Here is a 21,551-nt window from a genome sequence, read left to right on the forward strand (position 1 = left end):
GGCGCGACCTTCGAGGTCGCGCCCGTCCTGTCGTGTGCCGGGGTCCGGCGCGGGGCGGGGCGTGCGCTCAGCGCCGGCGCTGCTTGGAGTTCCAGTCGCGCATGCGCTGGGGGTACCCCGTGAAGTTCACGTCGTAGACCGGGAGCTGGAGCTGCTCGGCCACCTTGCGCGCGGCCTTCGCGTCGGGGACCCGACGCCTGGTCCACTCCCCCGTGGTCGCGATGAGCATGAGCGTCGTGGGGGTGTCGTTCGTCGGTGGCTCGATGTACGCCTCGACCCCGACGCGCGTGCGCGCGAAGTCGGCGAGGTGCTCGAGGGTCGCACGGCGCTGGTCGGCCGTCGACGGGGCGCCCGCCGGGGCGCCGGCGCCGTTCGCGGGCTTGCGGGAGAAGAGCTGCGACAGCCTGGACATGGAGGAAGGGTACTTGCTCCACCTGGTGCGTTCCTGGGATCGCCCCCGACTTCCGCCGTGCCTCGACGAGCGGCGGACCCGGCCGGGGCGGGGCGTGCGGCTGTCTTGAGCATCACACGCCGTACCGTGCGTTCCGATTGGGGTACGGGTGACCGAAGTGCCAAGATGTCACGAGAACATTGCTCTCCCTCTTTTCGTATGCCTTAAGGAGCTGCACGTGGCCGAGACCGGCACACCTTTCGACGTCCTCGTCCTGGGCGGAGGCAGCGGCGGTTACGCCACGGCGCTGCGTGCCGCCGAGCTCGGCCTGGACGTCGCTCTCGTCGAAGCACACAAGCTGGGCGGGACCTGCCTGCACAACGGCTGCATCCCCACGAAGGCTCTGCTGCACGCGGCCGAGCTCGCCGACAACGCCCGCGAGGGCAGCGCGTACGGCGTGCTGAGCCAGCTGCAGGGCATCGACATGAACGGCGTGAACAAGTACAAGGACGGCGTCATCGCCGGGCTGTACAAGGGCCTCCAGGGCCTGATCAAGTCGCGCAAGATCACGGTCGTCGAGGGCCACGGCACGCTCGTCGCCGCGGACACGGTCGAGGTCGCGGGCCAGCGCTACACGGGCAGGAACGTCGTGCTCGCCACGGGGTCCTACGCCCGCTCGCTGCCCGGCCTGGAGATCGGTGGCCGCGTCATCACGTCCGACCAGGCGCTGACGCTGGACTACGTGCCCAAGACCGCGATCGTCCTGGGCGGCGGCGTGATCGGCGTCGAGTTCGCGAGCGTCTGGAAGTCGTTCGGCGCCGAGGTGCAGATCATCGAGGCCCTCCCGCACCTCGTCCCCAACGAGGACGAGTCGCTGTCGAAGGCGCTCGAGCGCGCGTTCCGCAAGCGCGGCATCGGCTTCACGCTGGGCGACCGCTTCTCGGGCGTCACCCAGGACGACTCGGGCGTGCACGTGACGCTCGAGTCCGGCAAGACGTTCGACGCCGACCTGCTGCTGGTCGCCGTGGGCCGTGGCCCCCGCACCGCGGACCTCGGCTTCGAGGCCCAGGGCATCACCATGGACCGCGGCTTCGTGATCGTCGACGAGCGCCTCCACACGGGCGTCGGCAACATCTACGCCGCCGGCGACATCGTCCCCGGGCTCCAGCTCGCGCACCGCGGCTTCGCCCAGGGCATCTTCGTCGCCGAGCAGATCGCGGGCCTCGACCCGACGCCGATCGTCGAGTCGGGCATCCCCCGCGTGACGTACTGCGAGCCGGAGGTCGCGTCGGTCGGTCTGACCGAGGCCAAGGCCAAGGAGCTGCACGGCGCAGACGGCGTCGAGACGCTCGAGTACAACCTTGCCGGCAACGGCAAGAGCAAGATCCTCGGGACCACGGGCTTCGTCAAGCTCGTCCGCCAGAAGGACGGCCCCGTCGTCGGCGTGCACATGGTCGGCGCCCGCGTCGGCGAGCTCATCGGCGAAGGCCAGCTCATCGTGAACTGGGAGGCGTACCCCGAGGACGTCGCCGCCCTGGTCCACGCGCACCCCACGCAGAACGAGGCTCTCGGAGAGGCCCACCTGGCCCTCGCCGGCAAGCCGCTGCACGCCCACAACTGACCCAACGATCGAAGGAGACCCGAGAGGTCATGTCTGACAACGTGCAGATGCCCGCACTGGGCGAGTCCGTCACCGAGGGAACCGTCACCCGCTGGCTCAAGGCCGTCGGTGAGAGCGTCGAGATCGACGAGCCCCTGCTCGAGGTCTCGACCGACAAGGTCGACACCGAGATCCCGTCGCCGTTCGCCGGCGTGCTCGAGCAGATCCTCGTCCAGGAGGACGAGACCGTCGAGGTCGGCACCGACCTCGCCGTGATCGGGTCCGGCTCCGGCTCGGCCGCGCCTGCCGCAGAGGCCCCGGCCGCCGAGCCTGCGCCCGCTCAGGAGGCTCCGGCCGCCGAGCCGGCACCGGCTCAGGAGGCACCGGCTCAGGAGGCACCGGCTCAGGAGGCACCGGCTCAGGAGGCACCGGCTCAGGAGGCACCCGCCGCCGAGGCCGCCCCCGCTGCCGAGGCGCCCGCCGCCTCGGGCGGCGAGGAGATCAAGCTCCCCGCGCTGGGCGAGTCCGTCACCGAGGGAACCGTCACCCGCTGGCTCAAGGCCGTCGGCGAGACCGTCGAGGTCGACGAGCCCCTGCTCGAGGTCTCGACCGACAAGGTCGACACCGAGGTCCCCTCCCCCGTGGCGGGCACCGTCCAGCAGATCCTGGTCCAGGAGGACGAGACCGTCGAGGTCGGCACCGTCCTCGCGATCGTCGGCTCGGGTGCGGCGGCCCCGGCCGCCGCAGCACCGGCACCGGCCCCCGAGGCGGCCCCCGCTCCGGCACCGGCACCCGCTTCGGCACCTGCACCGGCACCTGCACCGGCACCCGCCGAGAAGGCTCCCGAGGCCGCCCCGGCTCCCGCCGCGGCTCCGGCTCCGGCTCCGGCCGCCGAGGCTCCCGCCGCTCCCGCGGCCCCGGCCTCGCGCGCCACGTCGGGCTCGACCGGCGGCTCGTACCTGACCCCGCTCGTGCGCAAGCTCGCGGCGGAGAAGGGTGTCGACGTCTCGACCCTCACGGGCACGGGCGTCGGCGGCCGCATCCGCAAGGAGGACGTCCTCGAGGCGGCCGCCAAGGCGGAGGCTGCCAAGGCTGCTCCCGCACCCGCTGCCGCTGCGCCGTCGGGCTCCGCGCCCAAGTCCCCCAGCGTCCCGGCCGTGTCGCCCCTGCGCGGGACGACCGAGAAGATGTCGCGCCTGCGCAAGCTCGTCGCGACGCGCATGGTCGAGGCCCTGCAGACGCAGGCACAGCTCACCACGGTGGTCGAGGTCGACGTGACCAAGGTCGCCAAGCTGCGTGCCAGGGCCAAGAACGACTTCAAGGCTCGCGAGGGCGCCAACCTCACGTTCCTGCCGTTCTTCACGCTCGCCGCGGTCGAGGCCCTCAAGGCCTTCCCGAAGATCAACGCGAGCATCGAGGGCGACTCGGTCGTCTACCACCCGCAGGAGAACGTCGGCATCGCGGTCGACACCGAGCGCGGCCTGGTCGTGCCGGTCATCAAGGACGCCGGTGACCTCAACCTCGCCGGTCTCGCCCGCAAGATCGCGGACCTCGCGGGTCGGACCCGCATCAACAAGGTCGCACCGGACGAGCTGGGTGGCGCGACGTTCACGATCACGAACACCGGTTCCGGTGGCGCGCTGATCGACACGCCGATCGTCCCGGGCGGCCAGGTCGCGATCCTGGGCACGGGCACGATCGTCAAGCGCCCGGTCGTCGTGACCGACGCGGACGGCAACGAGTCGATCGCGATCCGGTCGATGAGCTACATCTTCCTGTCGTACGACCACCGCCTGGTCGACGGCGCGGATGCAGCCCGCTTCCTGGGTGCGATCAAGAACCGCATCGAGGAGGGCGCCTTCGAGTCCGAGGTCGGTCTCTGACCCTCGGAGCCCGCTGAGCCCCACCACGCCGCAGGCCCCTCGACCCGTCCGGGTCGGGGGGCCTGCAGCGTCCGCGGGCTCACGATCCGCCGGTCGCGGGCGACGTGCGGCACGGGTGGCGCACGTAGCGCGTCGGAGCCGTACCGTGGTCGCATGGACATCGTCGTGGCCGGGTCGCACGGTCTCATCGGTACGGAGCTCCTCGAACGGCTGCGCGAGCGCGGCGACACGGTACGTCGCCTGGTGCGCCGCCCTCCCCAGGCAGCGCACGAGATCTTCTGGGACCCGGACGAGGACGCCCTGGACCCCCGCGCGCTCGAGGGCGCGGACGCCGTGGTCAACTTCGCGGGCGCGGGCGTCGGCGACCACCGGTGGACGACCGAGTACAAGCGCACCATCCTCGAGTCCCGCACACGCACGACCGGCCTGATCGCCCGGACGCTCGCCCACCTCGACGCTCCCCCTCCCGTCCTCCTCCAGGGCACCGCGGTCGGCTACTACGGCGACCGGGGCGCCGAGGTGCTCACCGAGACCTCGGGGCCGGGCACGGGCTTCCTGGCGCGCGTCGTGACCGAGTGGGAGGCCGCGACGCGCCCTGCGCAGGACGCGGGGGTGCGGGTCGCTCACCTGCGCACGGGCATCGTCATGGCGCCCGACGGCGGCGCGCTCGGCCGCATGCTGCCCCTCCTGCGGTGGGGCGTGGGAGGGAGGCTCGGCAGCGGTCGGCAGTACTGGAGCTGGATCACGCTGCGCGACCACGTCTCGGCCGTGCTGCACCTGCTCGGGTCCGACGTGCACGGCCCGGTGAACCTCACGGGGCCTGAGCCGGCGACGAACGCCGAGGTCACCCGTGCGCTCGCCGAGGCCCTGCACCGGCCGGCGGCGCTGGCCGTCCCGTCGGTCGCGCTCAAGGTCGCGCTCGGGGAGTTCGCGTCCGACGTCCTGGGGTCGCAGCGGGCGCTGCCGCGGGTCCTGGAGGCGAGCGGCTTCACGTTCGAGCACCCCGACCTGGCGTCCGCCGCCGAGTGGGTCGTCTCGGGGTGAGCTCGCCCCACCCCTCGCCTCACCCCACCTCGCTCACCCGCCAGCCGGCGTCGGTCCACCGCAGGGTCAGGAGAGCCCTGGAGGGCGTGGCCTCGGGCACCGTCGTCCGCGTGCCGTCGGCCGCCCGCTGGGTGTGCTCGGACACGGAGTAGGTCACCTCGACCTGCACCTCGTCCCCCAGGCGCGGGCCGAGGTCGCCGCCCGGCCCCGGGGACCGCTCGCCCCCGGCGCCCGCGTCCGTCACCCGGTCGACGACCCGCGCCTCGTCGACCGAGGCGACGGCCCCTTCGATGACGACCCCCGACGTCGCGATGCGGTCGAGGAGCGTGGCGTCGGCCGCCGCGGCGGGCGAGCCGGGCACCAGGACCTCGTCCGGCGAGCCGCCTCCCGCGAGGAGCGCGACACGGCGCTCGGTGAGGTCGGCGGCAGCCGCGGCCGGGTCCTCACCGCGCAGGGTCGCGTCGCCCGGTGAGCCGGCGGGCGCTCCCTCGACGGCCGGCGCCCCCGAGGCCCCCGGCCGCGCTCCCTGCTGGCCCACGAGGTGCGAGCGCACGACCAGCCCTCCCGCGACGAGCAGCGCGCAGGTCAGCAGGACGAGGCCTGCGACCAGACCGGGGTGCAGGTCGGCGCCCGCGCCCACGCTCCGTCGTCGGGCACCACGCGCGGGACGCACGGGCACGCCCGACCGTGATCCGGTGCGCCGGCGAGCCGTGCGGTCTCCTCCCCCGGGACCCCGGCGCGCAGGGACCGCGGGGACGTCCCCGGCCCGCTCCTGCCCCGCTGGACGCCGGCCCGCACGAGCCGCACCCTGCCGGGCGGCGACGGCGGCCGCCGCGAGGCGGGCTGGGTCCGGCACCGTGATCGGGGTCGGAGGGGCCGCCTCGTAGCAGGCCGCTGCGAAGGTCCCGACCTCGGGTCTCGTGCGGGCGTCGGACCGGCGGGCGGCGGCGAGCTCGGCGTGCAGCGCAGCGAGGCCCGCGTCGGGCGGGCTGGCCCCGACCACGCCCGCAGCGGCCGCGGTGTCCGGCGGCGGGAGGACACCGGCGGCGAGCTCCGCGAGCGTCCGCACGTCCTCGGGCGCAGGCAGGGCGCACAGGTCCAGCGGCAGCCGGAGCACGGGCCGCCCGCCGCCGTCGACCAGGACGTCCGCCACGTCCACCCCGCCGTACGAGAGCCCCGACCCGTGCAGCACCGCCAGCGCCTGCGCGAGAGGGACGAGCAGCGTCACGGCCTCGCCCGCCTCGAGCGGCCCCCGACAGCCCAGCAGGAGCTCCAGGGCCCCACCCGGGGGGCGCCGCGAGACGAGCGCGAGGTGCTCGGCGTCCGCCTCCACGATCTCCTCGACGACCGCCAGGTGCTCGTGGTCGAGCCGCCGCAGCGCGTCGAGCCGTTCGACGAGCCGCGCCCGTGCCGCAGGTCCGGCCGGCACCGGGACCAGCCCGACGTCCAGGTACCGGCCCGCACCGTCGACCACGACCCAGCGCCGGACCCCGGCCGGGCCGTCCCGCTCGTCCGGCTCGACGACGAGCCACCCCCGACGTGCCAGGAGGTCGGAGACGACGGGCGGTGGCGCCGACGGGTCGGTCGCACCCCGACCGTCCGAGCGGGAGGACCGGGACGCGCGAACGCTCGACATGGCCCCATCTCAGCAGAGCGCGCACCGTGCCGACGGGTTGTCCACAGGACCGCCCGTGGTGCGGCGCCGCACGTCCGGCGCCGCCCGCTGCTCAGACGTCGAGCCGTCGCCCGCTGCGCGCGCTCTCGCGGGCCACGTCCAGCACGTGCGCGGTCCGCACCGCGTCGGCCGGGTCGACGGGCACGGGTCCGCCGTCCAGCCACTCGGCCACCGCGCGGTAGAAGTCGGCATGGCCCCCCGGCGCGCGGGGCACCGGGTGCCGGTCCCGCCCTCGCGTGACCCACCCCTCGGTTCCGTCCGGGGCCGCGTCGTCGAACACCTCGAACGGCGAGGCGTCGTTCTCGAACGTCGTCACGACGTAGGCGCCGGCGTCTCCCAGCACGCGGGTGCGCGGTCCCGGGGCCCCCACGACCGAGGCCGCCCAGAGCCGGCTGACCACCTCGTGCCCGTCCGACGGCGCATGGTGCAGCGTCAGGAACACGTCGTCCTCGGTCGGGGTCGTCAGGGCACGCAGCTCGGCATAGACCGACCGGACGGGTCCGAACAGCTGGGTGGCCGAGTCCACGAGGTGGGGACCCAGGTCGAGCAGCAGCCCACCCCCGACGGGGTCGTTCTCCTTCCAGCGCTGCTGCGGCACGGGACGCCACCGCTCCCAGCGCCGCTCGAACGTGTGCACGCGCCCCAGCTCGCCCGACGCGAGCACCGACCGCAGCGTGAGCTGCTCGGGGTCCCAGCGGCGGTTCTGGAACACCGTGAACGGCGTCCCCGCGGCGGCCGCCGTCGCCACGACGTCCGCGGCCTGCGCGCCGTCGAGAGCGATGGGCTTGTCCAGCACGAACGGGACGCCCGCGGCCGCGACCTGCGCCGCGTGCTCGGCGTGCAGCGCGGAGGGGCTCGCGACCACCACCACGTCGTAGGCCGCGTGGTCCCCGAGCAGACCCGCGAGGTCCTCGTGCAGCCGCACCCCCGGCCAGTCCTCCTCCGCCGCGGCGCGACGCTCGGGGTTCCTGGCCACGACCGCCGTCACCACGAGGCCGGCCTCGCGGGCCAGGCGCGCGTGGATGCCCCGGCCCGCCCCGCCGTACCCGACCAGCCCGACCCGCGCCGTGCCGGGATTGCGCTCCTGCCCAGTGGTTCCACTCATGGCGACCAATCTAGCCGCCGTCCCGGAGCACTCCGGAAGGCTGGCAGAATGTACGAATCCTCCTGGAACTGTCGTTCTCGGCATGTGTCCGAGTTCGGGAAGGTCGTCGTCCCTTGAGCACCCAGAGCACGAGCTCGAAGAGCAGAAGGAGTGCGCGCCTGCGCCGCGCCCTCCGCACCATCCTCATCGCCCTGGCGCTGGGGATCGTCATCGCCAACGCGGTGAGCCAACCCACGATCGAGGCCAACGAGGCACCGGCGACCGGGACGGCCCTCGCGGCCCTCGAGACGCTCGAGGTCAAGGGCGTCGCCGCCTCGACCGGCTACGAGCGGGAGAACTTCGGGTCAGCCTGGGCCGACGTCGACGGCAACGGGTGCGACACCCGCAACGACATCCTGGCCCGCGACCTCACGGACCTCACGTACTCGACCCGGGACAAGGCCTGCGAGGTGCGCACCGGCACGTTCGCCGACCCGTACACGGGCGAGACCATCAGCTTCGTGCGCGGCAACAAGACCAGCTCGGCCGTCCAGATCGACCACGTGATCCCGCTCATGGACGCCTGGCGCAAGGGCGCCCAGTCGTGGGACGACGAGACCCGGCTGCGCTTCGCGAACGACCCCCTCAACCTCCTCGCCTCCGACGGGTCCGCCAACCAGTCCAAGGGCGCGCGCGACGCGTCGGCCTGGCTGCCGCCCAACCACGCGTTCCGGTGCACCTACATCGCGCGGCAGGTCGCCGTGAAGGCCGAGTACGAGCTGTGGGTCACGCCGTCCGAGCACGAGGCGATGGCCACCGTCCTCGACCGCTGCCCGTCAGAGCCGCTGCCCGTCGTCCCCTGACGGCGCGGGTCCCGGGCCACCGGGGTGCGAGTCCCGGGCGAGCCGCCTGACGCGAGGCGGCCCGCCCGGGCCCGCGGCTTCTCAGGGTGCGCTGCGCCGCAGCGCACCCGGCCACCAGACGACCCGTCCGACGTCGTGCACCAGTGCCGGGACGAGCAGGCTGCGGACGATCAGGGTGTCGACGAGGACACCGAACGCGACGATGAACGCGAGCTGGGCGAGGAACAGCAGCGGGATCACGCCGAGCGCCGCGAACGTCGCCGCGAGCACGACGCCGGCCGACGTGATGACCGACCCCGTGACGGCCAGCGCACGCAGCGTGCCTCGCCGTGTCCCGATGATCGCCGACTCCTCGCGGACGCGGGTCATGAGGAAGATCGAGTAGTCCACGCCGAGCGCCACGAGGAAGCAGAACGCGTAGAGCGGGACGGTCGGGTCGGCACCGGGGAAGTCGAGCACGTGGTTGAAGACGATCGCCGACACGCCCAGCGCCGCACCGAACGAGAGCACGTTGGCCGCCATGAGCAGGACCGGCGCGAGGATCGAGCGCAGCAGCAGCATGAGGATCAGCAGGATCACGACCAGGACGACGGGCACGATCACGCGCAGGTCGTGGTCTCCCGCGATCTGCGTGTCCAGGCGCTCGGCGCTGGCACCGCCCACGAGCGCCTCGGGCGAGACCTCGTGGACCGCGTCGCGCAGCGCGGCGACGGTACTGGTCGCGGCGTTGGTGTCGCTCGGGTCCTCGGTCACGACGTCGATGCGCACGTCGCCGTCGATCACGAGCGGCGGTCCCTGCGCGGGGGCGCCGGGCGCACCGCCCGTGCCGCCCTCGGTGACCGCTGCGGCCGAGGCCACGCCGTCGGTGCCGGTCGCGGCCTGGAGCACGGCGTCGAGGTCGCCCTCGGGAGCCACGACGATCGCGGGCTGCACGCCGACGCCGCCGAAGTGCTCCTCGAGCACCTGCTCGCCGTCGACCGAGTCGACCTGGGTCAGGAACACGTCGGAATCGCTCGTGCCCTCGGCCTGGAAAGTCGGCACGAACGCGGCGCAGCCAGCGAGGACGAGGGTCGTCACGATCCACACCGCGCGGTCGCGTCGTCCCACGAAGCTCGCGACGCGGGACCAGATCCCGTGGCCCGCGACGTGCACCTCGACGTCGTGGCTCGCGGCGAGCGCGAGGTCGCGTGCACCCTCAGGGGCGCCCTGACCACTCGCCGGCGGGGCCACCGGAGAGGTGGTCGACCCCTCGACCTCGTCCGCCGCTGCCGGGTCGTAGGCGGGCTTGCGCGGCCAGAAGATGCCGCGCGAACGCCTGCCGCCGATCACGAGCAGCGCCGGCAGGAAGGTGAGCGCACCGAGGAAGGCCGCCGCGATGCCGATGGCCCCGACGGGGCCGAGGCTCCGGTTGGAACCCAGGTCGGAGAGCAGCAGGCAGAGCAGGCCGGCGATCACGGTCCCGGCCGAGGCGGCGATGGGCTCGATCGAGGCGCGCAGCGCCCGGCGGACCGCGGTGTACGGGCTCTCGACGACGCGCAGCTCCTCGCGGTAGCGCGCCACGACGAGCAGCGAGTAGTCGACCGCGGCGCCCACGACGAGGATCGAGAGGATGCCCTGGGCCTGGCCGTTGAGGGTCAGGGTGCCCGCGTCAGCCAGCAGGTAGACGACGAGGCCCGCGAGGCACAGCGCGAAGACGGCGGTGAGGATCACCATGAACGGCAGGATCGGCGAGCGGTAGACGACCGCGAGGATGATCAGCACGGCGCCGAGCGCGACGATCAGCAGGACCGTGTCGATCCCGCCGAACGCGTTGACCAGGTCCGCCACGAAGCCGGCGGGGCCCGTGACCCAGGCCTGGAGGCCCGAGTCGGCGAGCGCGGTCTCGAGCTCGGCGCGGATCTCGGCGATCACGACGTTGTTGACGCGCTCGTCGTCGGCCATGAGGTCCGAGGTCTGGGCCGCGTCGAGCGACGCGACGATCATGGCGGCCTCGCCGTCCTCGGACGGCACGACCACGGGGTCCGCGGTGAGCGTGTCACCGACGGTCTGCGGGTCGTCCGGTCCGGCGCCGGGCAGGGGCAGGCCGGGGAGGTCGGCCGCGACGGCCCGGAGGGCAGCGAGCTGCTCGGGCGTGACCGCACCCCCGTCGGTCGGGACGGCGACGACGAGAGCGGGCAGGGACTCGTCGGACACGAAGGCCTGGGCCTTCTCCGCGGCGCGCGTGGACTCGGCGCTCGAGGGCAGGAAGGCTGCCGAGTCGTTGGTCTGGACGGTGCTGAGCTTGCCCTGCGCCTGCCCTCCGAGCGCGCCGATGGCGAGCCACACGCCAAGCACTGCGACAATGACCAGGCCTCGGAGCACACCACTCCAGCGATTACTCAGCATGCTGAGTACTATTGACGACGGAGGTCTCAGAAGCAAGTGGACAGCAACCCGGTCAGCAGGGAACCGAAGGACTGGCCGACAGGCCGGCTCCTGTCGGCGGTGACCCGTCGGATCGAGCGCGAGTGGAACCACCACCTCGACGGCTGGGACCTCAACCACGCCTCGATGCCCGTCCTCCTCCACCTTCTTGCCGGCCCCCGCACCCAGCGTCAGCTCGCAGCCGAGTCGCACATCACCGAGCAGACCATGAGCCGCGTCCTGGCCCGCCTCGAACGCTCGGGGTACATCACCCGCGAGGACGACCCGACGGACCGGCGCCGCCGCGCCGTGGCCATCACTCCGACCGGCCGCACGGCCGCCTTCGCCGCCGCGAACCCGCGACCCGCCGAGCAGCTCAGCACCCGGGGCCTGACCGAGGACCAGATCGCGACGCTGCGTGAGATCCTCATCACCATGGTCGAGGCCCACCCGCGCCCGGGCGAGGACTAGCCTGACCGCATGCATCTGCGCACCGAGGGGCCGGGCCTGACCGACTACCAGGACGCCTGGGACCTCCAGCGCCACGTCCACCAGGAGGTCGTGGACGACATCAGCCCGGACACCGTGATCCTCGTGGAGCACCCGAGCGTGTACACGGCGGGCAGACGCACCAACCTCGCCGACCGGCCCGACGACGGCACACCCGTCGTCGACGTCGACCGCGGCGGGAAGATCACCTGGCACGGCCCGGGCCAGCTCGTGGCCTACCCGGTCGTCCGGCTCGCCGAGCCCGTCGACGTCGTCGCCTACGTGCGCGCGCTCGAGGCCGCAGTCATGGACGTGTGCACCGCGCTGGGCCTCACGACGCACCGCGTCGAGGGGCGCAGCGGCGTGTGGCTCGCCGCGACGGCGGCCCGCCGCGAGCGCAAGGTCTGCGCGATCGGCGTGCGCGTCGCGCGCGGCGTGACCATGCACGGCCTCGCGCTCAACTGCTGCCCCGACCTCGGGGAGTTCTCCCGGATCGTGCCGTGCGGCATCGCCGACGCCGACGTGACCTCCTTGACGCTCGAGACCGGGCGGCAGGTCACGATCGCCGAGGCCACCCCGCTCCTCGTCGAGGCGCTGCGCGAGCACCTGGTGCCGCTGCTCGCCGCCACGGCCGTGGTCCCACCGACGCAGGCGGACACCGTCCGGGCCTGAACCGGGCCTGCATCAGACCTGGACCCGGCACCGGGCACGGCGCCGCAGGTGTGCCCGCGGCGCGGCCCCCTCCCGTTCCGCGCCCGTCGCCGCTAGAATGGGTCTCACCTCAAGGGAATCGCTGCGCAACCGGAGTACGGGTGGGTCGGTGCGCTGATCGATGGACCCCTGAAGGACCCTCATGACCCGCACTCCCAGTCCCCTCGCGCCCGCGCGCCCCGCACCCGGCGCGCCCGCAACCACCCCGGGAGCCACCGGCTCCCCCACGACGCCCCCGGACACCGAGCCCCGTCGCGGGACCCTCGCCACGTACGGCGAGCTCCCCCGCCTCGCCGGCAAGGCGTTCCTGCCCGTCGCCTTCCTCGCCCGCCTGCCGTTCTCGATGATCACGATCGGCACGCTGCTCCTGGTCTCGACGACCACCGGCTCGCTCGCCCTCGGCGGTCTCGCGAGCGCCGCGGCCGCGGTCGGTACCGCGCTCGGGGGCCCCACCCAGGGCTCCGTCGCAGACCGGGTCGGGCAGCGCAGGGTGCTCCTCGTCGTCGTGCCCCTGGACGTCCTGGCGGTGGTCGCGCTCGTCCAGGCCGCGACCGTGGGCGCACCCTCGGGCGTGATCCTCGGTGCGGCCGCGCTCGTGGGCGCGTTCGCCCCGCAGATCGGCCCGCTCGCGCGCGTGCGCTGGATCGCCATGACCCAGCACCGCCCGCGGACCCTGCTCGCCGCGATGGGCTACGAGAGCACGGCCGACGAGATCGGGTTCGTGCTCGGCCCCGCCCTGGTCGGCATCCTCGCGAGCGTGTGGTCCCCGCAGGCCGCGATGCTGTTCGCGGCCGCGGTGTGCGCGGTGTTCGGCCTGGCGTTCGCGCTGCACCCCACCGCGACGCCCGGCGCCCCGGCGCCCTCGCCCGCGGCGCAGTCCGCTGCGGGCCACGACGCCCACGGGTCGTTCGTCGGCCTCTTCCGCCGTGTGCTGGTCCCGGTCCTGGGGATGCTCGCGATGGGCATGCTGTTCGGCAGCACCCAGACGGCCGTCACGTCGTTCATGCGCGACGCGGGGGCCGAGGAGCAGGCGGGCCTGGTCTACGCGGTGCTCGGCTTCGGGTCGGCGATCACGGCGCTCGCCGTCGTCGCCCTGCCCGCACGGTTCGGTGCACGGTCGCGCTGGGTCTCGTTCGCGTCGGGCCTGACGGTGACCGCTCTGCTGACGTTCGTCGCGGGCGGCAGCGGGTCGCTCGGCACGCTGATCGGCGCCCTCGCGCTCCTGGGCCTGTTCGTGGGGCCCGTCATGGTCACGATCTTCACGGTCGGCGGCGACCTCAGCCCGAGCAGCCGCAGCGGCGCCGCGATGACGATGCTCGCGAGCGCGAACGTCGTGGGCGTCGCGCTCGGCGCGAGCGTCGGCGGTCAGGTCGCCGAGGACGTCGGGACCGCGGCGGCCTTCGCCCTGCCCGCGGTGGCCGCCGTGCTGCTGGTCGTCACCGGGTTGTCGCTGCGCTCCCACCGGGGCCCCGTGGACACCCCCCGCCTCGACGAGGCTCCTGGCGTAGTCTGACTTTCACCCGAAACCGGGCACGACTCCAGGGGGGCCACAGCCCACCAAGGACTGGGAGAGACGCGTGACGATCGCACCTGAAGGGCGGCGGATGCTGCGGGTCGAGGCCCGCAACGCCGCAACCCCCATCGAGAAGAAGCCCGAGTGGATCAAGACCCGGGCGACCATGGGACCCGAGTACACCGAGCTCAAGGGCCTGGTGCGCAAGGAGGGTCTGCACACGGTCTGCGAGGAGGCCGGCTGCCCCAACATCTTCGAGTGCTGGGAGGACCGCGAGGCGACCTTCCTCATCGGCGGCGACCAGTGCACGCGTCGCTGCGACTTCTGCCAGATCGACACGGGCAAGCCCGCCGACTTCGACGCGGACGAGCCGCGCCGCGTCGCGGAGTCGGTCCAGGCCATGGGCCTGCGCTACTCGACCATCACGGGCGTCGCGCGCGACGACCTGGCCGACGGGGGCGCCTGGCTCTACGCGGAGACCGTCCGGCAGATCCACGCGCTCAACCCGGGCACGGGTGTCGAGCTGCTCATCCCGGACTTCAACGCGATCCCCGAGCTGCTCGACGCGGTCAACGAGTCGCGCCCGGAGGTGCTCGCGCACAACGTCGAGACCGTGCCGCGCATCTTCAAGCAGATCCGCCCGGGCTTCCGGTACGACCGGTCGCTGTCGGTCATCACGCGGGCCCGCGAGGCCGGTCTCGTCACCAAGTCGAACATCATCCTCGGGATGGGCGAGACGATCGACGAGGCGAAGGAGGCCCTGCAGGACCTCCACGACGCAGGCTGCGACCTCATCACCATCACGCAGTACCTGCGCCCGTCGCTGCGTCACCACCCGGTCGCACGGTGGGTCAAGCCTGAGGAGTTCGTCGAGCTCTCGGACGAGGCCGAGCGCATCGGCTTCCTGGGCGTCATGTCCGGACCGCTGGTCCGGTCCTCGTACCGCGCGGGGCGGCTGTGGGGCCAGGCCATGAAGCGTCGCGGCATGGAGATCCCCGCTGCGCTCGCGCACCTGACCGAGCCCACGACGGCCCGTCAGGAGGCGGCGAGCCTGCTGGCCCGCTGACCTCCCTCCGGACCACGACCAGCCCGGTCCGGGCCTGCCCGACAGCGAGCCGGTCCCTGCTCCCTCTCCCCCGCCGACGTGCGAGAGAATCGGGGGGTGGGGTCCGGCTCGCCGCCGTCCCCGCCCGTTCACCGGAGCACTCTCCGCCACCACTAGACTGAGGCACCATGGCCCGCAACAAGAGCACCGCCCCCTCGACCGGGGTCGACGGCACCAAGCCGAAGAAGCAGAAGAAGCAGCGCTGGTACCACCAGGTCTGGGACGCGTACAAGATGACGCGCGCCGAGGACCCGGCGGTCACGTGGATCATGCTCGGCGTGTTCGTCGGCATCCTCGCGGTCGCGATCGGGATCGGCCTGGCCTGGGGCCCGTGGGTGTACACCCTCATCGTGGGTCTGCCGTTCGCGTTCCTCGGCTCGCTGTTCGTCCTGACGCGTCGCGCCGAGACCGCGGCCTACAGCCGCATCGACGGCCAGCCCGGTGCCGCGCGCGCCGCGCTCGGCACCATCCGCCGCGGCTGGACGTTCGACGACGAGCCCGTCGCCCTGACCCCGCAGCAGGACCTCGTGTTCCGCGGCGTCGGTCGCGCCGGCGTGGTCCTCGTGGGTGAGGGCCCGACGCACCGCGTCGCCAAGCTGCTCGACGGCGAGAAGCGTCGTATCACGCGCGTCCTGCCCAACGTCCCGGTCACCACGATCCAGTGCGGCAACGGCGAGGGCCAGGTCCCGCTCAAGAAGCTCGCGCGCACGGTCCAGAAGCTGCGCCCCACGCTGACCAAGCCGGAGACGGCCGAGGTCAGCAAGCGCCTGCGCGCCCTGGGCGGCGCCAAGCTCCCCATCCCCAAGGGCATCGACCCCACGCGCGCCCGTCCCGACCGCAAGGGCATGCGCGGGCGCTGAGCCTGCTCTGCCCGCACCGGCAGCCCGTCGACGGTCCTCCGTCGGCGGGCTGTCGGCGTCAGGGGACGGTCGTGCCCGGAGGCGGACTCGCGGTCAGGGGGTGGACACGCCCTTGCGCAGCCTCCGACAGCGAGGTCAGCGCGGCCGCGGCTGCCAGACTCACCCGACGGCGCCGCGGCGAGCGGGAGCACGGCTCACCGATCGCGGATCCCGCCACGGGCTACGGACCACGAGAGATCCTGCCGCAGCACGTCGGCGGTACAGGCTCTCCTGGCGGCACAGGCTCTCCTGGCGGCACACGCTGGTCGGGTGGACACCCGGAGGAACCCCGGGTCGAACCGGAGCGGCGCGCGGACGGGAGCGACGCCGTCGGGCACCGTGCCGGTACGGCGGGCAGTGCAGCCGGGCCCGCGTCAGGCGCGGACGATGACCGTGCCCGCGGCCTTGTCGTGCAGGCCGCGGCCGTCGCCGTCCCAGACCACGGCCGGGATGAGCAGGCACAGCAGGCCCGTGCGCACGAACCCGCGCCACAGGCCCACCATGCGGCCCTCACCGCCCAGGACCCGCACCTGCAGGCCCATGACCCGGTGGCCGATCGTGTAGCCCAGCGTGCTCACCAGGAGCAGGTTCTCGAGCGCGAAGACCGCGAGCGTCGCCATCGGGTTCTCGTCGAAGAGCAGGAAGCTGATGAGCAGGCACAGCACCCAGTCGATGACGAGCGCGACCACGCGACGGCCGACCGTCGCCAACGAGCCCGGACCGTCGGGCGGCAGGCCGAGCCGACCACCCCGGTCGTTCTCCCCGCCGGTCGGCGTACCCTCGAGCCAGGAACCCACATCTTCACGCGACACCACGGCACCAGCCTACGTGCCGCGGAGGAGGGCTCCGGCGCCCGTCCGGTTCGTCCTGGTTCTGGGAGTCCCGCCGCACGCCGTCTCGCCGATGTCACACGGCACGCCGGTGCGTAACACCGCCGAAACATTCGGTACACGGTCGGGAAACCCCTGGGGCCTAGGTTCGAGGCGCCACTGGAGGTACGGCCAGAGGACCCACTACCAAGGAGTTACGGATGTTCAAGAACGCGGAGGAGGCAATCGCCTTCACCCGGAACGAGGGCGTCGAGTTCGTCGACGTCCGGTTCTGCGACCTGCCGGGCGTGATGCAGCACTTCAACATCCCGATCTCGCAGTTCGCCGAGTCCGCCTTCACGGACGGCATGATGTTCGACGGGTCCTCGATCCGCGGCTTCCAGGCGATCCACGAGTCGGACATGAAGCTCATCCCCGACGTGACGACCGCCTACATCGACCCGTTCCGCAAGCGCAAGACGCTCATCGTGAACTTCTCGATCGTGGACCCCTTCACCGACGAGGCGTACTCCCGCGACCCGCGCAACGTCGCCTTCAAGGCCGAGGCGTACCTGCGCAGCACCGGCATCGCCGACACCGCGTTCTTCGCCCCCGAGGCCGAGTTCTACATCTTCGACGACGTCCGGTTCAAGACGAGCCAGAACGAGTCCTACTACCACCTCGACTCCAAGGAGGCGGCCTGGAACACCGGCCGCGTCGAGGAGGGTGGCAACCTCGGCTACAAGACCCGCTACAAGGGCGGCTACTTCCCTGTCTCCCCCAACGACCAGATGGCGGACCTGCGCGACGAGATGTGCGCCGTCCTCGACCAGGTCGGCCTGGACGTCGAGCGCGCGCACCACGAGGTGGGCACCGCCGGCCAGCAGGAGATCAACTACCGCTTCTCGACGCTGACCGCAGCGGCCGACGACCTGATGAAGTTCAAGTACGTCATCAAGAACGTCGCCTGGGAGGCCGGCAAGTCCGCGACCTTCATGCCCAAGCCCATCTTCGGCGACAACGGCTCGGGCATGCACTCGCACCAGTCCCTCTGGAAGGACGGCGAGCCGCTGTTCTACGACGAGAAGGGCTACGGCGGCCTGTCCGACCTCGCCCGCTGGTACATCGGCGGCCTCCTCAAGCACGCGCCCGCGCTGCTCGCCTTCACCAACCCGTCGGTCAACTCCTACCGTCGCCTGGTGCCCGGCTACGAGGCCCCCGTCAACCTGGTCTACTCGGCGCGCAACCGCTCCGCGTGCATCCGCATCCCCGTGACGGGCAACAACCCCAAGGCGAAGCGCGTCGAGTTCCGCGTCCCCGACCCGACGGCCAACCCCTACCTGGCGTTCGCCGCACAGCTCCTCGCAGGCATCGACGGCATCAAGAACCGCATCGAGCCGCCCGAGCCCGTCGACAAGGACCTCTACGAGCTGCCCCCCGAGGAGCACGCAGCGATCCAGCAGGTTCCCGCCTCGCTCGAGGAAGCCCTCGACGCCCTCGAGGCCGACCACGACTTCCTCACGGTCGGTGACGTCTTCACACCCGACCTCATCGAGACGTGGATCACCTACAAGCGCGAGCACGAGGTCGACCCGATCCGCCTGCGCCCGCACCCGCACGAGTTCGAGCTGTACTACGACCTCTGATCGTCGGTGCTCGCGGTGGTAGTCGCGAGCTCCTGACCTGCAGTGATGGCACCCCGGCCGCCCGACGTGGCGACCGGGGTGCCACACTTTTGCCGCAGGGGACGACAGGCGCCGGCGTCCGAGCCCGTGACGACGGTGCACCTGGACGTCGTCGTGGCCCTTCCCCGACGAGTGGCCGGCGAAGTGGAGGGGCCCGCGTTCATCCCGCCGGCGTGAGCCTGCCCAGGTTGAAGGCAGCGATGCCGGCCGTCGACGACCGCCAGGCGATGACGTCGCCGCGCACCACGACGTCGCTCAGGCCCGGAGCGTCGACGAGCTTGTAGATCGCGTTCGTCCCGACGTAGTGCAGGTACTCGCCGGTGTCCCCGTTCCCGGAACCTGCGCCCCATGCGAGGACGTCTCCGGACAACGAGACCGGGCCGAACCAGTCCGTGCCGGTGTCGATGATCGTGGTGACCTGCGTCGTCCGGTCCATGACGTACAGCTGAGCATCGACCGTGGTCATCCCGTCCGGCTCGGATCCTGACGCCACCGCCCAGACGAGGACCTCGGGTGAGACCGTCATCGCGATGATGGGACGGTCCACCGGGGTCGTCATGGTCGCAAGCGTCTGCTGGCCCCCGCTGTCCGGGGAGAAGACGATCTCCGACGCGAGCCGGTCCCCCTGTTCCTGGGACCTCGCGAAGTAGATGCCATCGGCGTCACCTGCGTGAACGATGACCGTTCTCGGCGAGCACCTCGACATCGCCGTCTCCGGCGAGGCCCGCGCTCAGGAGATCGCTCGACCCGCCCGCCTTCGAGGCTGCGTTCCAGGCGAGCCTGCTCGTGCTCATGGACAGGTACGGATCGATCCCGATGATCCGTGGCGTCGCACCACCCGGGTAGAAGTCGCGGTAGTCCGCGACGAGGGTCGGGGCGTCGTCGCCGATCCGAGTCGCACGTACCCGCCAGTCGAACTCGTCGAGGTTGGTGCTGCGGGTCTCGAGCCAGGCCAGACGGTCCCCGCGCCGGGTGAAGGTCGAGACCTGCCCGGGCGCACCGGTACTGACCTCTCCGAAGACGACGGCGCCCTCTCCGGACATGTGGACCAGGTCGGTCTGTTCCGGCAGGAGTGCATCGCCCTCGAGCTCGGTGCCGTACGTCGCGACGAACGAGCAGTCCTCGCCGACGGTCTCGACGCGCGGCGCCAGTCGTCCGCGGAACTCGGTCATCGTGATCGTGAGCGACAGCGAGTAGTCCTTGCCCTCGGTCAGCTTCGCCGCGCCCTCGGTGGAGAGGTGCGCGCCCTCGGTGAAGCTGCCGGACGCCAGCGTCGCGGCGGGGTTCGCCGCGCCGGCGTCCGGCAGGTCGCCTGATGCGACAGGCTCCCACCGGGGTGCGCACGTCTCCAGTCCGGGAGGAACAGGGACGCTGTCGCTCGCGCAGCCAGAGGCGAGCACGACGACGGCGAGGGTGGCGGCTCCGACCCGTGCCCATCCAGGCAGATCGACGTTCATCACGGGGAGAAGCCACCGTTCCCGCTGGCGGACCGATGACCCTGGGTCAGGTTCGGATGTCCGTAGCGGGGGCCTCGGACGAGCTCGACGGCGCTCACCACGTGTCCAGCGTCCGTGCTGCGGCCACGCGACGCTGAACGATGCTCTTCGCCGGGCGTTCCTCGAGCACGCCTGCCGGCAGACCCGATCCTCCGAGCAGCGTCGGTGCGTGACGTAGGCCCCGTGCGAACGTGCGGTTCAGTGCACAGCCCCCCATTTGTTAATCGTCCTGGCGAACCTTGGCAGACCTGACATCTTACTGTCAAGGGCGCGCCCCGCCCCACGGTCGGGTCGTGGTCCTGATCCTCCTGGTGGCACCCGAGGCCCCTGCTGCCCCGTGCGCCGTGACGCACACGGAGGAGCCCGGCGCGTCAGCCTGCCGGCGGGGTCAGCCTGCCTGCGCGTTGACCCACGCAGCGAGCTCTGGCGACTCGTCCGCGAGCGCATCTCCAGCCGTGAGATCGAGCGCTTGCGCCGTGGACGAGGTGGCCAGCACGCGGGCGCCGTCGAGCGCCGCTCGATCCGCGGCGAGATGCTCGAGGGCGGACCGCAGCCGCTCTGCGTCCGATCCCGCTCCGGGCGACCATCCCACCGCGGCGGCTGCCGCGAGGACTGCGGCGGGGTTCGACACCTGGACGTCCGCGACCGTCACGACCCGGACGAACGTGTCCGGCGCAGGCGGCGTCGCCCTCCGGCGCGGGAGCGGGCGCGCGGTCGTCGGCGGCGCGGGTCGGCGGCGCGGGAGCGGCGCAGGACGGGTCGGTGCGGAGGGCTGGTCTGACACCTGTACGAGTGTGCCACCACGGGTCCGGCCTGGCGCGGGCACCGGTCAGGCGGAGCCGGCCCGCGGCCGACCCGTGTCCACGGCGAGCGGCACCTCCACCCGGGCTGGCCGCGTCAGGCGGCGCCCCACCAGGACAGGACGGCGGCCCACACCAGGAGGGCGTCGGCGTCGCTGTCGAGAGCACTGATCGTGAGCGATCGTCCGCCTGCGTGCTCGCGGACGGACGCGAGCTCGACGGGCCCGCGGCACACCCGTCCGGCGTGGCGACGTCGGGTCGTGTCCCACGCCTCCGTCACCGCCGTCACCTCACCGATCGGACCGGCGACGACGACGTCGCGGACGCGCGCCCCTCGCGTCGCCCGCGTGATCTTGGCGACAGGACTGCCGTCCGCGAGCGTCACGTGGCGAAGGGTCCACGCACCGCCCCGGTGCCGACGCGCGCCGGGCGTGCTGCGGAGCAGGACCTGTCCGTCGGCGTCGAGCAGCTCGACCGTCCGAGGGTCGTCGCTCGACGCCGAGACGTCCATGAGCGTATCGACGACGCCGCTGGCGATCTGCCCCGTCGACATCCGCGCCAGCGGGCAACGTCGGACGACGACCCGCAGTGGCTCGCTGCCGACGAGGAAGAGCTCCCCGGTCCAGCCGAGGGGGGCGAGCGCCCCCACTGCCTCGCGGACCGGGAGCTCGAGGGACCGTGGCAGGAGTGCGGCGACCTCGACCGCTCCGCGGTGAACGGGGTGCACAGGCGCGGTGGGGACACCCCCGGCGGGGACCGGTGGCCCGAGGATCGCCCCCGGGGTACGCAGCCGTCGTCCGGTCTCGCGCACGGTCTCGCGCGCCGCCTCGACGCTCGCGTGCGCGGCCTCGACCGCCGCACGGGCCGCTCGTGCCCGGTCTGCCAGACGGTCCGGCACGAGCGAGTCGAGCCTGGGGAGCCCCCACCCGCCGACGCGTCGCCGAGGGGCCACGCTGTCCGTGGGAGGCTGCGCCCCAGCGTCGACGCCCCCCTCCGGTGCCGGGCTGGGATCGTACGGGCGTTCGAGCGGGAGACCGGGATCGTCAGGGAGGCTCACGCGTCAAGGCTAACGAGCCAGGATCGGGCCGCCGCGTGTCTCAG

19 protein-coding genes are annotated in these 21,551 nt (G+C 72.8%); 10 read left to right on the forward strand and 9 right to left on the reverse strand.

The annotated features are described in order from the left end of the window. Nucleotides 1–67: 67 nt before the first annotated feature. Entirely contained in the window at nt 68–412 is a 345-nt protein-coding gene (locus H9623_RS11920; RefSeq protein WP_193720267.1) for an oxidoreductase, read from the reverse strand. Nucleotides 413–629: 217 nt separating this feature from the next. On the opposite strand from H9623_RS11920, the gene lpdA reads away from it, so the two are divergent. From lpdA to H9623_RS11935, 3 genes are all read left to right on the forward strand, one after another. Continuing rightward, nucleotides 630–2,012 carry a dihydrolipoyl dehydrogenase gene (gene lpdA, locus H9623_RS11925; protein ID WP_193720268.1) on the forward strand — a complete coding sequence of 461 codons (1,383 nt, stop codon included), beginning with the start codon at nt 630–632 and terminating at the stop codon, nt 2,010–2,012. 29 nt (nt 2,013–2,041) lie between these two features. Then, on the forward strand, nt 2,042–3,874 hold the full coding sequence (sucB, locus tag H9623_RS11930; protein ID WP_193720269.1) for a 2-oxoglutarate dehydrogenase, E2 component, dihydrolipoamide succinyltransferase: 1,833 nt from the start codon (nt 2,042–2,044) through the stop codon (nt 3,872–3,874). 153 nt (nt 3,875–4,027) lie between these two features. Next, nucleotides 4,028–4,918 carry a TIGR01777 family oxidoreductase gene (locus H9623_RS11935; RefSeq protein WP_193720270.1) on the forward strand — a complete coding sequence of 297 codons (891 nt, stop codon included), beginning with the start codon at nt 4,028–4,030 and terminating at the stop codon, nt 4,916–4,918. A 19-nt stretch (nt 4,919–4,937) separates the two neighbouring features. Here the strand turns inward: H9623_RS11935 and H9623_RS11940 are convergent, their stop codons facing one another. Both H9623_RS11940 and H9623_RS11945 read right to left on the reverse strand, forming a co-directional pair. Beyond that, nucleotides 4,938–6,554, reverse strand: a complete 1,617-nt coding sequence (locus tag H9623_RS11940; protein ID WP_193720271.1) for a protein kinase family protein — start codon at nt 6,552–6,554, stop codon at nt 4,938–4,940. A gap of 91 nt (nt 6,555–6,645) precedes the next feature. Further along, on the reverse strand, nt 6,646–7,698 hold the full coding sequence (locus H9623_RS11945) for a Gfo/Idh/MocA family protein (RefSeq protein WP_193720272.1): 1,053 nt from the start codon (nt 7,696–7,698) through the stop codon (nt 6,646–6,648). A gap of 113 nt (nt 7,699–7,811) precedes the next feature. Here H9623_RS11945 and H9623_RS11950 point away from each other — a divergent pair, with 113 nt between their 5' ends. Continuing rightward, nucleotides 7,812–8,540 carry an HNH endonuclease family protein gene (locus tag H9623_RS11950; protein WP_193720273.1) on the forward strand — a complete coding sequence of 243 codons (729 nt, stop codon included), beginning with the start codon at nt 7,812–7,814 and terminating at the stop codon, nt 8,538–8,540. Nucleotides 8,541–8,621: 81 nt separating this feature from the next. Here H9623_RS11950 and H9623_RS11955 read toward each other — a convergent pair whose 3' ends face one another. Next, on the reverse strand, nt 8,622–10,925 hold the full coding sequence (locus H9623_RS11955) for an MMPL family transporter (RefSeq protein WP_193720274.1): 2,304 nt from the start codon (nt 10,923–10,925) through the stop codon (nt 8,622–8,624). Nucleotides 10,926–10,961: 36 nt separating this feature from the next. On the opposite strand from H9623_RS11955, the gene H9623_RS11960 reads away from it, so the two are divergent. The 5 genes from H9623_RS11960 to H9623_RS11980 all read left to right on the forward strand — a co-directional run bounded on the left by H9623_RS11960 (nt 10,962) and on the right by H9623_RS11980 (nt 15,621). Beyond that, nucleotides 10,962–11,414: a MarR family winged helix-turn-helix transcriptional regulator gene (locus tag H9623_RS11960; protein WP_193720275.1), complete on the forward strand. Its 453-nt coding sequence runs from the start codon at nt 10,962–10,964 to the stop codon at nt 11,412–11,414. Nucleotides 11,415–11,423: 9 nt separating this feature from the next. Continuing rightward, entirely contained in the window at nt 11,424–12,104 is a 681-nt protein-coding gene (gene lipB / locus H9623_RS11965; RefSeq protein ID WP_193720276.1) for a lipoyl(octanoyl) transferase LipB, read from the forward strand. Between the two features lie 181 nt (nt 12,105–12,285). Continuing rightward, a complete protein-coding gene (locus tag H9623_RS11970; RefSeq protein WP_193720277.1) occupies nt 12,286–13,656 on the forward strand; it encodes an MFS transporter in 1,371 nt (456 codons plus the stop codon). Between the two features lie 64 nt (nt 13,657–13,720). Next, nucleotides 13,721–14,722, forward strand: a complete 1,002-nt coding sequence (gene lipA / locus H9623_RS11975; protein WP_193720278.1) for a lipoyl synthase — start codon at nt 13,721–13,723, stop codon at nt 14,720–14,722. Nucleotides 14,723–14,889: 167 nt separating this feature from the next. Further along, complete coding sequence (locus H9623_RS11980) at nt 14,890–15,621, forward strand: DUF4191 domain-containing protein (RefSeq protein WP_193720279.1); 732 nt, start codon at nt 14,890–14,892, stop codon at nt 15,619–15,621. Between the two features lie 413 nt (nt 15,622–16,034). Here H9623_RS11980 and H9623_RS11985 read toward each other — a convergent pair whose 3' ends face one another. After that, nucleotides 16,035–16,475: an RDD family protein gene (locus tag H9623_RS11985; protein ID WP_193720280.1), complete on the reverse strand. Its 441-nt coding sequence runs from the start codon at nt 16,473–16,475 to the stop codon at nt 16,035–16,037. A 215-nt stretch (nt 16,476–16,690) separates the two neighbouring features. Between H9623_RS11985 and glnA the strand changes: the two genes are divergently transcribed. Beyond that, nucleotides 16,691–18,115 (forward strand): type I glutamate--ammonia ligase, encoded by a 1,425-nt coding sequence (gene glnA, locus H9623_RS11990; RefSeq protein ID WP_193720281.1) that lies wholly within the window; start codon nt 16,691–16,693, stop codon nt 18,113–18,115. A 199-nt stretch (nt 18,116–18,314) separates the two neighbouring features. Here the strand turns inward: glnA and H9623_RS11995 are convergent, their stop codons facing one another. The 4 genes from H9623_RS11995 to H9623_RS12010 all read right to left on the reverse strand — a co-directional run bounded on the left by H9623_RS11995 (nt 18,315) and on the right by H9623_RS12010 (nt 21,507). Beyond that, nucleotides 18,315–18,713 carry a hypothetical protein gene (locus tag H9623_RS11995; RefSeq protein WP_193720282.1) on the reverse strand — a complete coding sequence of 133 codons (399 nt, stop codon included), beginning with the start codon at nt 18,711–18,713 and terminating at the stop codon, nt 18,315–18,317. A 103-nt stretch (nt 18,714–18,816) separates the two neighbouring features. Continuing rightward, nucleotides 18,817–19,614 (reverse strand): hypothetical protein, encoded by a 798-nt coding sequence (locus H9623_RS12000; protein ID WP_193720283.1) that lies wholly within the window; start codon nt 19,612–19,614, stop codon nt 18,817–18,819. Nucleotides 19,615–20,038: 424 nt separating this feature from the next. After that, complete coding sequence (locus tag H9623_RS12005; RefSeq protein ID WP_193720284.1) at nt 20,039–20,434, reverse strand: hypothetical protein; 396 nt, start codon at nt 20,432–20,434, stop codon at nt 20,039–20,041. A gap of 113 nt (nt 20,435–20,547) precedes the next feature. Continuing rightward, nucleotides 20,548–21,507, reverse strand: a complete 960-nt coding sequence (locus H9623_RS12010; protein ID WP_193720285.1) for a hypothetical protein — start codon at nt 21,505–21,507, stop codon at nt 20,548–20,550. Between the last annotated feature and the right edge of the window lie 44 nt (nt 21,508–21,551).

The sequence above is a fragment of the Oerskovia douganii genome (genome assembly GCF_015142735.1).
Taxonomy (GTDB): Bacteria; Actinomycetota; Actinomycetes; order Actinomycetales; family Cellulomonadaceae; genus Oerskovia; species Oerskovia douganii.